Source organism: Dictyobacter aurantiacus (genome assembly GCF_003967515.1).
GTDB lineage: Bacteria > Chloroflexota > Ktedonobacteria > Ktedonobacterales > Ktedonobacteraceae > Dictyobacter > Dictyobacter aurantiacus.
In genome coordinates this window covers 1,255,308-1,268,092 of record NZ_BIFQ01000002.1, presented here as the reverse complement: position 1 = coordinate 1,268,092, position 12,785 = coordinate 1,255,308, and the positions used below count along the sequence as shown (strand labels likewise).

At 49.6% G+C, this 12,785-nt stretch carries 9 protein-coding genes; 6 read left to right on the top strand and 3 right to left on the bottom strand.

Annotated features, from left to right (window positions below; all coding sequences use genetic code 11):
• The first annotated feature begins 5 nt into the window (after positions 1-5).
• Positions 6-863: an NAD(+) diphosphatase gene (nudC, locus tag KTT_RS30045; protein WP_126601370.1), complete on the top strand. Its 858-nt coding sequence runs from the start codon at positions 6-8 to the stop codon at positions 861-863.
• A 365-nt stretch (positions 864-1,228) separates the two neighbouring features.
• Positions 1,229-2,422, top strand: a complete 1,194-nt coding sequence (locus tag KTT_RS30040; RefSeq protein WP_126601369.1) for a lipid II:glycine glycyltransferase FemX — start codon at positions 1,229-1,231, stop codon at positions 2,420-2,422.
• A 68-nt stretch (positions 2,423-2,490) separates the two neighbouring features.
• On the opposite strand, the gene KTT_RS30035 is transcribed toward KTT_RS30040, so the two are convergent.
• Positions 2,491-3,114 carry a TetR/AcrR family transcriptional regulator gene (locus KTT_RS30035; RefSeq protein ID WP_160146226.1) on the bottom strand — a complete coding sequence of 208 codons (624 nt, stop codon included), beginning with the start codon at positions 3,112-3,114 and terminating at the stop codon, positions 2,491-2,493.
• 224 nt (positions 3,115-3,338) lie between these two features.
• Here KTT_RS30035 and KTT_RS30030 point away from each other — a divergent pair, with 224 nt between their 5' ends.
• On the top strand, positions 3,339-4,277 hold the full coding sequence (locus KTT_RS30030) for a serine/threonine protein kinase (protein ID WP_126601367.1): 939 nt from the start codon (positions 3,339-3,341) through the stop codon (positions 4,275-4,277).
• A gap of 540 nt (positions 4,278-4,817) precedes the next feature.
• Complete coding sequence (locus tag KTT_RS36585) at positions 4,818-6,689, top strand: hypothetical protein (RefSeq protein ID WP_174844811.1); 1,872 nt, start codon at positions 4,818-4,820, stop codon at positions 6,687-6,689.
• A 150-nt stretch (positions 6,690-6,839) separates the two neighbouring features.
• On the opposite strand, the gene KTT_RS37475 is transcribed toward KTT_RS36585, so the two are convergent.
• Positions 6,840-6,995: a DUF5679 domain-containing protein gene (locus KTT_RS37475; RefSeq protein ID WP_170207753.1), complete on the bottom strand. Its 156-nt coding sequence runs from the start codon at positions 6,993-6,995 to the stop codon at positions 6,840-6,842.
• A 351-nt stretch (positions 6,996-7,346) separates the two neighbouring features.
• Positions 7,347-8,771 (bottom strand): MFS transporter, encoded by a 1,425-nt coding sequence (locus KTT_RS30020; RefSeq protein WP_126601366.1) that lies wholly within the window; start codon positions 8,769-8,771, stop codon positions 7,347-7,349.
• A 492-nt stretch (positions 8,772-9,263) separates the two neighbouring features.
• Between KTT_RS30020 and KTT_RS30015 the strand changes: the two genes are divergently transcribed.
• Both KTT_RS30015 and KTT_RS30010 read left to right on the top strand, forming a co-directional pair.
• Positions 9,264-10,559 (top strand): acyl-CoA thioester hydrolase/BAAT C-terminal domain-containing protein, encoded by a 1,296-nt coding sequence (locus KTT_RS30015; protein WP_160146225.1) that lies wholly within the window; start codon positions 9,264-9,266, stop codon positions 10,557-10,559.
• Between the two features lie 244 nt (positions 10,560-10,803).
• Entirely contained in the window at positions 10,804-12,090 is a 1,287-nt protein-coding gene (locus KTT_RS30010) for a hypothetical protein (protein ID WP_126601364.1), read from the top strand.
• Positions 12,091-12,785: the final 695 nt, after the last annotated feature.

Below are 12,785 nucleotides of genomic sequence, written 5' to 3'. Positions count from 1 at the left end.
ATATCATGGCAAATATCGAGAGTATCGCAGACAATACCAACAACGAATTCGAGCGCGTCTATCCAACGCAACCTATACCAGAGGGGCAGGTGCTCTGGTTCCCCTTTCAAGGCCAGAGGCTCATGCTAAAAGTCGGAGATCAGGATGCGGCCATACTGCAGGGGGATCAGACCCTGCTGGATAATATAAAGCACGAGGAGATACTGTACATCGGACGTTACAGGGGCCAGCCGTGCCTGGCTAGCGCGCTTGATCCCGAAGCATCACTACCAGGCGATTGGAAGGCCGTTGGCTTACGCGAGCTCTATAACCTGATGCCAGGCAGCGAATACAACATTGCCACCTATGCATCCCAGCTCATCAACTGGTACCAGACCAGCCGCTACTGTCCGGTCTGCGGATCACCCATGGTACCAGTTGATGGTGGATGGGGCAGAAGCTGTGTGAAAGGCCACTATACCGGCTATCCCGCCGTAGTTCCGGCCATCATCATCTTGATTCACGATGGAAAACGCGTTCTCATGGCCCACAAAGCCGGCTGGGGCAAACGCTACGGACTCATCGCGGGCTTTGTCGAACCCGGAGAAACGCTTGAAGAATGCGTTCGTCGGGAAGTGAAAGAAGAAGCGGGCATTGAAATTGAAGACCTGGAATACAGGTGCAGCCAACCCTGGCCATTTCCTAGCCAGCTCATGATCGGTTTCATGGCGCGCTATAAAAGTGGTACCGTTCATCCTCAAGACAACGAGCTTGACGACGTGCACTGGTTTAGTCCTGATACACTGCCCGAACTTCCACCACCTTCCAGCCTGGCCTATATGCTCATTTCCAGCTGGCTCCAGCAATACGGCAATCAACAATAACCGCAGCCAGCAAGCTTTATAGGACCGGTTCCCAAAAGCTAGCAGGTCATATCATGAAGACATGACCTGCTAGCTTTTTTGGATCAGAGCCGTTACAGATGCGTAAAATGCATAATTATCAATATGAACCATCTATTAGGACATAATAGCTATATATATCTCTCTATTCTTCAAAAGTGCCCCACATTTTTATAATGGATACAGCGCATGCTCCTGACAAATCAAAATCGTAACGGTATCGGACCGTGGCAAAGATAGATTCATAGGAACCTTTTGCTGCTGCTCTCGATACCCATCAATGAAGAATTTCTTTTATCAAAGAGCCGCGCGTCAATCACTGAAAACCAGAAGCTTATTGGGGATATATGAAAGCAAAGATTATAACCGATCGCCAACAATGGAACGACTTTATCGCATCATCCGGTGGATGCAACATCACCCAGACATATGAATGGGGGGAGCTGCTGGCAACGAACAACAGGCAGGCGCTCCCTATAGGAGTCATCAACGCCGAGGGCAAACTATGCGCCGCCATATTAATCCTCATCGCGCGCATCTCACTCCTGCCATTCTCCTACTTCTATGCGCCGCGTGGTCCTGTGATCGATGATCCAACCGGGCCAGCCATGGATATCTTACTGGCATGTGTTGAAGCCGAGGCGAGGAAGCACCACGCATTTATGCTGAAGATAGAACCAGGCATCCCCGAACAGGACCAGGCATGGCAGGATGCACTGAAAAAGGCTGGCTTCTGTACCAATCCAGAGGCGCGCCATCTCAGGCATGAATGGGTGCTCGACATTCGTCCCGAGGAGGCAGAACTGCTGGCTGGCATGAGGAAGACCTGGCGCTATTGTATTCGGCTGGCCAGCCGCAGGGGAGTTCAGGTCCGCAGCGGACAGGGACGGGCCGATCTGGATACCTTTTACCAGCTCCTGCGCACAACCAGTGAACGTGATCATTTTTTTATCTATGGCAAAGATTTTTATGCAAGGCTGCTGGCACTCTATGGAGAACGAGCCAGGCTATTGATCGCAGAACACGAAGGCAAAGCCCTGGGCGCGGCTCTGCTCATTGCGCATGGGCGCTGGTGCTGGTACATGTACGGAGCCTCCAGCAACGAGCAGAGAGAACGCATGCCCAACCATTTACTGCAATGGAACGCCTTCCAATGGGCCAAACAACAGGGCTGCTGGTACTATAACTTTCGCGGCATTCCCGATCAGTTAAAAGAAGGTCAGCCAATGTGGGGGGTCTACGTTTTCAAAAGCGGCTTCGGCGGCTATCCAATGCGCGCTATAGAAACCCATGATCTACCTTACAATATCACCATCTACCAGATGTATCGGACACTCTTAAAAATGCGCTCGTGGTATAGCAGCCAGAAAGAGCTGAAACGTTCCACAGCAATCACAGATAAACCAACAAAGGAAAGGCAACCGGCCGAGCGTGTCACGCCAGCGCACCGTCAGACAACAGCTATCGCCGACGCGTCCGTGGAAGTTCAGAAAGAACACGCATTCATTATAAACAGAACAGCGCATTCCCAAAGGCCATAACGCCATTCTTGTTGATACCAACCGTGGGCCGCAGATACGATTGGCATCAACATAGCATGTGCTCTTAGCTAGGAAGGCTGCTTCGCAATCCCGCGAAAAAAGATTTTTTGCACGCAAGACAGGACCTCTTGACGTGTATACCCCTCCTCCAGAAACAGCCGGCGATGGGCGCGCGGAGACAATACACTGAAAAAGCTACTGAGTAAGATATCGGTAGGGATATTAGGATCGAACTCACCGCGCGTCTTCCCTTCCTCTAGATACGCCCTGACTTTATCAGAGATGCGCCGCAAGGTATCCAGGGATTTCTGCTGCAACGTAATTTTAAAATCCTCGCTATTAAAAAGGATGAATAGGAGATTGGCCCGCTTACCAGAAGCGTCCTTATGCATAATATTGACAATAGACTCTAGCTTTGCCCGAGCACTCATCTCTTCGGTAACAGGCAACTGCTCAATGGCCTGGAGAATATTCTGCATTTCCCGCTCAAAAAACGCCAGCATCAGATCCTCTTTTCTGGCAAAATGCAGATAGAGCGTTCCTTTCGCAATGCCAACGCGCGCCGCGATCTCATCCATAGAGGTGTCGCGGTACCCCTTCTCCAATACAACATCTTGCGCAACCTGCAGGATAAGTTCTTCACGTTCAAGGCGTTGCTTTTCCTTGAGCGATCGATGCTCCGGCACCTTCATACGGCTGCCTCCTTGCTTAATCGGCCAAACCTGATCATTTCCGTGACTATCCATTTTAATTTATGACTTCTCAGTCAACATTTTAACTATTCAGTCATAGAATGTCAAGGAGCAGAAGAAAGTTCAGTTCCATAGGAGAGTGGTCCTTTGCGAGTTGACAAGCATTCTGAACAGCAAGTACAATCGCAATATCTTTTGTATCCTCCAGTGAAACTCCGTATTTCATGAATGAATGCCGGTATACATATCAATATATTAACCACTACCATATACAGCAGCTGTTAGGTAAAAGTGACCTATCAGAGGTTTACCTTGCCGAAAATATGAACAATCAAACGCGGGTGGCCTTAAAATTGCTTTACGGGGATTGGAAGGGTGAAAGCGCGGAAAAGTTCCTGACACGAACCGCCACGTTAACACATCTTAACCACCCGAACATCGTCCCTATCCTTGACTTTGGCGTAGAAGATAATGTGGCTTTCATAGCCATGCGCTACATTCCAGATGGGAACCTGCGCCAGCGCCACCCACGTGGAACGAGGATCGATTTAGCGACCGTGATCAGCTATATTCAGCAGATCAGTGTCGCTATCCAATATATCCACGATTTAGGGTTTGTCCACCGCGATATCAAGCCCCACAACCTTTTGGTAGACAAAAACGCTGGCATTATGCTCAGTGACTTCGGAACAACCATCGTATCGCACAGCCTGAGCCCGATTCACGCATCGTTACGCGAATTTGAGGGAACCGCTCCATACGCGGCCCCCGAACAGCTTCAGGGCAAGCCGTGTAGAAATAGCGATCAATACGCACTGGGCATCATGATCTACGAGTGGCTCAGTGGAGACTGGCCATTTAACGGATCTTTTTACGAGATTACCCACCAGCATCTATTTGTAGAGCCTCCAGCTTTCAAAGAACGTGGACTAAACTGTCCTCCCAATGTCGAACAGGTCATCTTCCGTAGCCTGGAAAAAGAGCCAGCCAGGCGCTTTCCAAGCGTCAAGCGCTTCGCCGAAGAATTAGACTGGTCCACCAGGGTCGCTCAGGCCAGGGGACTCACCTTTGGCCCTATTACCACGACAACAACAACTGCTCCCCCTCAGATAGTTCAAAGCAAACGCCAATTCCGATCTCCCTTCAAATTTGGGCCTGAATAACTCGTAGAGCAGCAAGGTTAACTAAAACCTGTAGTTCCTAAAAAAAGCAAATTCTCAACTTATTGGTACCAAATATCTATCACCAGATAAGTATGGTTAAGATATCTCCACCTAAAATGGTACTTTTATATCAATTCTTTACCGTAGTACGCCAATCCCTTACGAAACGTGCTACTATCCTAAACAGAGCCTCATCAAAAGGCATCAGTGTCGTCCAAATTGTTTCAAAGCATGCAAATACACAAATCTATTTACTCGATCAACTGTTGCAATAGGGGAAAGAACATCCCGGCATGCAAAACGAGAGGCTGTAAAGGAAAACACCTCAATAGACAAAAGCCAGAGATGAGGAAGATAAGCCAGCTAAAGAGAGACCATACTGGTCGGCTTACCCATAACGATATTTTCTGAGGCAGGCTGTCAGGTAACAATTCAGCTATACAAGCGCACAAACGGTTGTCTATATCTAACCAGGTCAAAATCAGGGAAGCAGACGCCAAAAACCAGGATTCTTACAATTTGAAAAAGAGGTTCAAAACCGTGCGAACACCGACCAAGCCAAAGCGGAGTGTAGGACCCGATACCTCACTCAAACGCAAACGTCAGAAACGTTTCTCACCACTCATGCTCATCGGCATTAGCGTGCCCCTGCTCGTGATCATAGTCGCGGGTATCATCTTCGTCGTCCCACGCATCAACTCTCATGCGGCCAATGTCAACGCAGATTGTACCCTGATTGTCCCACCCAATCCACTCAGCGCACAGGGATTGGCCACACCTTACCAGCTGGTTGCGACGGATCCCAACGCAGGACCCTGCAATGAAGCCAATGCCGGACAGGCTGCCTTTGTCCAGGGCGCCGTCATCAATCCAAGAAATGGGCAGATATCCATCTACAATCCTTTAGTAGTTGACAAAGGGACCCAGCCCACCGCCAAACCGGTCGTGCCCAACCTGCCGGCTAACGGGGTCGTCGCCCTCTGGTTTGGTTTTAACGGCAACAATCTCACCCTGAAAGGCATGAACAACAGTTTGGCCGCTGGCCGCTGTACAAACGGAAACAACAACTCGATCTTTGGTCAGTTCGCCTACTGCAATGCTCGAGAATTCTTCGCGGTAGCAAACTTCGCCATTCGTCGCGGACAGCTCCAGGTGCCTGCGTTGGGGACAGCCGCCGACGGCATGCCGTGTCCCACCGTGCGCGATTTCAGCGTCATCGACATGGACCAGAGCGATAACGTCACCACCACCTACCTTGTCACCGCCAATGGCATCGCCCAGAACAACGCGGCTAATCTGGCCGCCATGCAAAACGCCCAGGCGCAGACCAACGCCAGCGACAATCGCCTGCTCTCTGTCGCCCTGGATGGCGCGCTCAACTGCCAGCCATGGACGGCGCCCGACCTGGCCGACAACGGCAAAATGGTGCCCGCCCTGCCACTCAACGAATTGCAGGCCGCTGCTCACCCGCCCACTCCTATGGCGGTTGTTCCATTGGGAGATCCGATGGTCCTCAATAACGGCAATCATGATCAGAATAAAGTCAACCTGTACCGCCGGGGCGTGGACCAGAAGCTAATCGGCCAGGGAGGAGACAACGGCAATACCATCACCTACTGTAAAAACTACCTCAATATCGCGCCGGCCCGCATCCAGTTGGATGCCCAATTTACTAAAAATAAGCCCTCGCCTGATCCGGCTGCCGCCAACTCACTCTTCACCTTCCTGGCCCAGCGCTTCAACGCAGGCTTTGGTGATGGTGGTCTCAATTGCGCCAAGCTGCTAAACATGCAGAGCCCCATTAAAGTTACAACGGATGGCAACGGAGTCGCCATCGATGCGACCATCAACCTCGGCAACGGTGGTAATACTGGCGCGCCCAATTGTTCGGTCAATGGCACCGTTATCAATGGCTGCACAGGTACCACAACCATCAATAACCAGACCTGCCAGGTATCGTTTGATAAAGCTACCAACCAGGTGAACATTAACTGTGGTGGCAATCAGACACAGCCTGGTCAGAATCAGCCAACACCGGTACCACCAACACAACAGACTCCTGTACCGCAGGGGCAACCGACCCCCACGCCACAGGTTCAACCAACTCAGCCTGGTCAGAGCCAGATGACTCCTACGCCACAGGGGCAGCAGACGCCCACAGCTCAAAATTCACAGCCCCAGGGCCAGCAGCAGTCCTCAACGACTACAACTACAGGCACAACGACCCAGACGACACAGGCACAGAATCAGCAAGTTCCTACCAGCACAGCGGTACAAACTCAGAGCTTGCAGATCCCGGCCAATGCGGCTACCCAGACACAAACACAGCAACAGACAACCACCAATACGACTCAGATGTCGACTGAAGGTACTACAACCACCAGTCACAAGCAGATGCTCAAAATGAACTAGTCGAGCCGCAAAAGGAAGAGGCCCGCCGCCTTTCGATTGACTGAAAGGCGGCGGGCCTCTTCCTTTTGTATACAAGCCATCATCACACAACACAAAAAAAATAAGTCCCACACTCGCAAAGAGCAATGGGACTGTAGAGTCTGATAAGCCTTACGCTTTCTGGCTAGAAAGGATGCGAGTCAGTTTGGTACCGCAGACTGCGCACGTACCCTGCAATGCGGGTTTACCATTCTTCATCGTAATCTGGTGGGCCTCTTTCATGTCGCGTTTTTCTTTACACTTAACGCAATATGCGATATCTGCCATGAGCTATATCTCCTCACTAATAATCTTGAGATTTCTGGTCTGCATGAGCCTGATGTTAAGAGGCAATCATGCGCTTCTCTTGTTGTAACGGTTCACAACCGCAACGAGACTCACTTCCAGAATTTTCACATTCCAAACAGACAAAATAATGCGTAGTAGAAGCCATTTTAAGGACGCATCATATTGCCAAAAGGCGTGAAACCTCTCCTGGCTATTCGGGCAACAACACACTAAAAGGTAAATGGTGCACTAGCACTAATTATACTGCTGAACCACCATTTTTCAACAAGCAAGCTATTCAGCACGGGTAAAACAGCCAATCAGTACTATGAGCTTAGTGCCAGCACGCGATCAAGGCAGGTCATGACGATGCACACGCATATAGAGAACGCTGATCAAAGAGAGTATACCCAGCACTACAGAGAAACCCATCAAACCGTAGAAGCCAGCCAGATCTACCGTGAGACCACCAATCGAAGCTCCAATAAATTGTCCCAGGCCAAGGACAACTGAATAAATGCCCATCACAGCTCCCCGTTTCCCTGCCATACGCTCTGAAATTGACGCCATCTGTGTTAGAGAGGCAGGTGTAAAGCCACTGAGCAATACAACGCCAAAGACCACTATCGGCAACAGAGTCCAGAGGACGGTCCACGCGTTACGGGTCAAGTCGGACATATTTTCGCCCAGACCATTAATGATAGTGAGTGTAATCACACACAGACTCAGGCCAACCAGACCAATAATCATGACAGTCGTGCGGCGCATACGTGGCAAAATTAACATCCAGGCTCCCATGCCGGCCAGGAAGAACAGTCCGAAGCACCCCAGAGCCAGCGTGGCACTATCTTTTCCAAAACCACCATACAAGAGTTGGTGCGGATGACGAAGATCGGCGGCAGGGTTGGGATAGGTCAGCATAATAATGATCAACGTAATCCAGGCTCCCACCAGTGTATTAATAGATAACCAGGCAGGCAAAAAGGTAAAGATATATTTATTGCGCAACAACTTCAAGCTCTCCATAAGCGAGCCATGATGCCTGGATAGCCGGGATCGATACTGGCTCTCTTCTATACCAAAGAGAACAATCAGCAAATTCAGCACGTGCAGACCAATCACAACCAGAAACCCCCAGTAACCAAGCCACTTGCTAAGTTGACCACCACATGGAATCGCCAGGGCCAGGCCACCTACCGTGGCAACCTCGAAAGCCGTCATTACACGGGCTCGTAAGCGGTCAGAGCCCACAGTCATATCAGTAATGTATCCCAGGCAGGCTGGCGCATTCAGGGCGGTCATAGCGCCTTCTAATAACCGCCCACACAGGATAAATAGCAGTAGCAATACCAGATGTAGATCTATATGCGAAGCATCCGGTCGAGGGAAGAAGCAGGCGGCCAGCAGGAGGCAGAAAGCCGCAATGGCCCCCATTATAGGAGCCAGGATCAAAAACGGTTTTCTCCCCAGGCGATCCGATAGGCTTCCAGAGATCGGAGCTAACGCCAGTTCGCTAATATAGAAGGCCTCCAACACCAGGGCAACCAGCGTGGCCGAAGAAAAATGCTCCCCCAGGTAAAAACCAAGCAATACAAAGCTGAGACGACTGGCAGCACGCAAAAACAGAGTTGAAAGGATATTTGAACTGATAGATAAGGAGGGTTTACGACTATATGATATAGAGCGTACAGCATCTTCCTGCAAAGTCGAAGATTGATAAGAAGGAGACGCTGCCGCTTTTATTGTATCGTCTTTCTGCATAATATTTTGCTTCATAAAATTTTCCAACTATCTCGCTTATGCACACAGTTGATCGATATTCATCAGAAGTCATCACAGAAACAATGATAGAATAAGTATGTCATAGCAGTGTCACAAGGATGTGACAAAAATGTCGCAAAACTGTCTTTCCGCTAGCAACACTTGTTCTAAGAACAGATATGGCTCAACAATCATATCTATGATTACTATACCTATTCAGGATAATATCTTCATGGAGGATACAAAACATATATTGGTTATAAGAATGTGTCTTGCTTTCGTTACCCCGAGGGATACGTAATACCCCCGCACGCGCGTCTGCGGCGCAGACGCGCTGGTTTTGTGTGTTGATGCAACAGGAGCGCATCCAATCCCCTGTTGCATCAACACACCGTGGAAACATCTACCTCCTATTACGGCCTACGATAGCATCCATAACTGGAGTAGGACCTACCAGGTAATGTATCTTCTATATGATGCACTCTACTGGAAAAGGTAATGTCTCGTATGAAAAATCCAGATCCCAGCCAACATATAGAGATGCGGGTTGAACCGCTACGGGCTCAAGCTGATCTGAAAATAGATATCCAGCTAAGCAGTCTGGCACCATATCAGGAGGTAACCGTTACAGCCAACACATGGGACGACAACGGCATGCTCTGGCGCTCAACAGCTACCTTTCAAGCCAACGCACAAGGAATAGTCCGGCCAGCTACCCAACGGCCACTCAAAGGTACCTATCAGCAGAATGACCCGATGGGACTTATCTGGTCCATGTATCCCAGCAACGATAAGCAGAATCTCACGCTGTTTGTTAAAAAGGATATAGAGCCTGTAAACATCTATTTCAAAGCTGAGACAGCAGACTATACAAGCAACGGAATAATACATACGCGTACGTTTCTGGAACAGGGCGTCAGGCAAGAGCCGGTTGAGGAAGAGGGACTCATTGGAACGCTGTATGCGCCTGAAGCCGGAGGCCCATATCCAGGTATCATACTGCTCAGTGGCTCCAGTGGGGTCAGCAGAGATCAAGAGGCGGCCTTACTGGCGACTCATGGATATAACGCGCTCGCCCTAACCTACTTTGGTGTCTCGCCATTACCAATCAACCTGCAGGAGATTCCATTAGAATATTTTAAAAGAGCTATTGACTGGCTACGTAGCCGATCATCGGTTCAACAGACACAGATAGCACTCTTAGGATTATCCAAAGGCGCCGAGGCAGCTCTGCTCGTAGCAGCTACGTATCCCGACGTCAATGCCGTCATTGCGTATGCGCCCAGTGCATTCGTCCATCAAGGATTGGGAGCAACCGCCGAAGATAGTAGAGAACGCTCCTCCTGGACCTATCGGGGAAAGCAGTTGCCTTTTATACCTTATCGGCCCACTGCAGCCTTTCAGGAATATATTACGAAGCAGCGCCAGGCTGGATTACCCGTAGCCTTTCGGCGCGCGTACATGGAGAGTCTGCAAAACCAGCCGTATCTCCCACCAGCCACGATCGCGGTTGAAAAGATCCGAGGCCCCATCTTGATCATTTCGGGACAGGATGATCAGATGTGGCCATCAACGCTCTTCGGGGAGATGATTGATGAACAACTCAGCAAATACCAATATCCCTATCTTCATCAGCATATCAGCTATGCCAATGCCGGCCACAAAATTGGCTATCCATATATGCCAACAACCATTAATCAGGCACGTGGAAATGCCTATGGAGGAACTCCAGCAGGCAATGCCTATGCTACAGAACATTCCTGGCAAGCGGTACTTGCTTTTCTCAAACGCATATTCTCCTGATAAGCATTTATGAAAGGCCGTTAACCACTTCACAAGGAGCATGCAATATGCTACCCTTACCCATAAAGCACAAATATAGGCAAAAGGATAATAGCAATTCTTATCGATCACCTACCCGCTGTTATCAGAGAGACACATAAAGAAACGCGAAGTCACCCGGTACAATACTAATATAATTAACTGCTTTCGCGGGCATATAAAAATGTGTGTCATTCTACAACAAACATCCTGAAGGGGTTTTCTGATGGAAAAACATCAACAGCAGGAACTCAATCTCGTTCCAACTGAAGACAATGAAGCATTCATTACAGAAGAAATCGAAAACGATAGCGAACTCTCGACCCTCCTCGATCAGACCCTTGCAGGTATCACTGATTATATGACCGAGGAAGAAGCGACAGAGTACATCGCTCGTATCCTGGATGGCGTGGAGATCGAGAGTGAGAACACGCTCTTTGAGAACGTCACCCCGTATATCCCTGAAAATATCAAAGTGACCAATTATCGGCCTGATCAAGCGGTGCGCGAAGCATCGTTGGCGCAGAAAAGCATGTGGAAGCCTGGAGATGGCGAGATATCTTATCTGGCTTCTAATACGCTTGAGGTCTATCTGGGTACACCTGAGCGTCCGTTGGAGATCCCACAGGCCCTCAAGCAGATCCGTCAACTAAGCGAGAGCACGGTGCTGACCGCACGCATCGTTCTGGGATTGTGGAATATCCGTCGCCACAACGATCGTGTCTCCAAAAATGGGAGCGTAGCGATCCTGTTAGAAGAGATTCTGCAATGGCAGGGCGTACAAAAGCATAGTCGGGTCGCCCATCCTGGTACCAACAAACGCTATACAGATGGATACCGCACCGAACAGAAGCAGCGTGTCCTTCAAGACCTGGCGCTCCTGGCCTCGTGTAATGTTCGTGGGAACTGCACGATCACCGTTAAAGGCAAGTCGGTCTCGATTCAGGTGGATGGTACATACATGCGCTATTCGGTTGTCAGCCGTAAGACGCTGCTCAATGAAAGAATCATCGTTGGCTTCCTGGTATCGCCCGGCGACTGGATCAGCACTTATGAGCAACATCAAAACTACTACCTGGCAGAGGTGGATACGCAGATCTTTAAGCTCAATCCCCAGAATGATCGTTATGCATTGCGTATGGCCCTCTATCTCACCGAGCGCTGGCGTGAGCAAGCCAAACAGGGTGATTTTAGCACCCCGCTTATGATGTCAGAGCTCCTGGCAGCCAGCATGATAGAGGTAGATGAACGGCATATGACCTCGCGTTTCGTGCCGCGTATCGAGGCGTCGCTGGAAAAACTAGAAAAGATGGGCATTATTGGCAAGCAGCAGTGTCTGACCGAGGTTGACAGAAACCAGACACGCTGGAGCAAGGATTGGTTAGCTTCGCGTTGGGAAATCTTGCCGCCCCTCAAATTGATTCAGGAATATCAGGCAATGAATAATAACCTGCGCAAGCGTTTACGTAATAAAGCACGTACACGTGAGCGTGAGCAAACCCAACAGCATTAATTGGTCGAGGAATATCCCCCATCTCATAAGCATCAAATTGAGCTCAATGAGGGCCGATATCCAGGCTAACAGCGCTACACCCCACCAGGGTGTGGCGCATTTTTTATCGTGAGCAATCAAGACCCCACCAGGGCATGGTGCATTTTGTGTTTTATTACCATCTCATCCCCACCAGGGTCGGGTGCAAATATAGGCAAATGCAGAAAGAAAGATCTGTCGGAAGTTAACAAATCCATATCTAAAAAGATAGCACTACCCCCACCAGGGTCCGGTGCATTTTGGTGTGTCATATCAGCTTTTATCCCCACCAGGGTTCGGTGCATTTTGGTGTGCTATATCAGCTTTTACCCCCACCAGGGTTCGGTGCATTCTCTCATTGCCTGCCAGTGTTTACCCCACCAGAGTCCGGTGCATTCTTCAGTTGTCAAAGCGGCCTTATCCCCACCAGGGTTTGGTGCATTTTGGTTCGCCATACCATCACTTATCCCCACCAGGGTCTGGCGCATTTTGGCTCATCATGCCATCACTTATCCCCACCAGGGTTTGGTGCATTTTTTCACGATGGCGATTTTTCAATTTTTATAGCTCCCATCAAAATATAAAACCTCCGGCAAACAGCATCTACCTATATATAGTAGCCCTATCAATTCATATCCATGAATTAACCCCACCGGAGTATGGAGCATTTTGGAAAA

Excerpts from the sequence above, each read along its gene's own strand:
- nudC (WP_126601370.1), top strand. The coding sequence starts at position 6 with ATGGCAAATATCGAGAGTATCGCAGACAATACCAACAACGAATTCGAG.
- KTT_RS30040 (WP_126601369.1), top strand. The coding sequence starts at position 1,229 with ATGAAAGCAAAGATTATAACCGATCGCCAACAATGGAACGACTTTATC.
- KTT_RS30035 (WP_160146226.1), bottom strand. The coding sequence starts at position 3,114 with ATGAAGGTGCCGGAGCATCGATCGCTCAAGGAAAAGCAACGCCTTGAA.
- KTT_RS30030 (WP_126601367.1), top strand. The coding sequence starts at position 3,339 with ATGAATGAATGCCGGTATACATATCAATATATTAACCACTACCATATA.
- KTT_RS37475 (WP_170207753.1), bottom strand. The coding sequence starts at position 6,995 with ATGGCAGATATCGCATATTGCGTTAAGTGTAAAGAAAAACGCGACATG.
- KTT_RS30020 (WP_126601366.1), bottom strand. The coding sequence starts at position 8,771 with ATGAAGCAAAATATTATGCAGAAAGACGATACAATAAAAGCGGCAGCG.
- KTT_RS30015 (WP_160146225.1), top strand. The coding sequence starts at position 9,264 with ATGAAAAATCCAGATCCCAGCCAACATATAGAGATGCGGGTTGAACCG.
- KTT_RS30010 (WP_126601364.1), top strand. The coding sequence starts at position 10,804 with ATGGAAAAACATCAACAGCAGGAACTCAATCTCGTTCCAACTGAAGAC.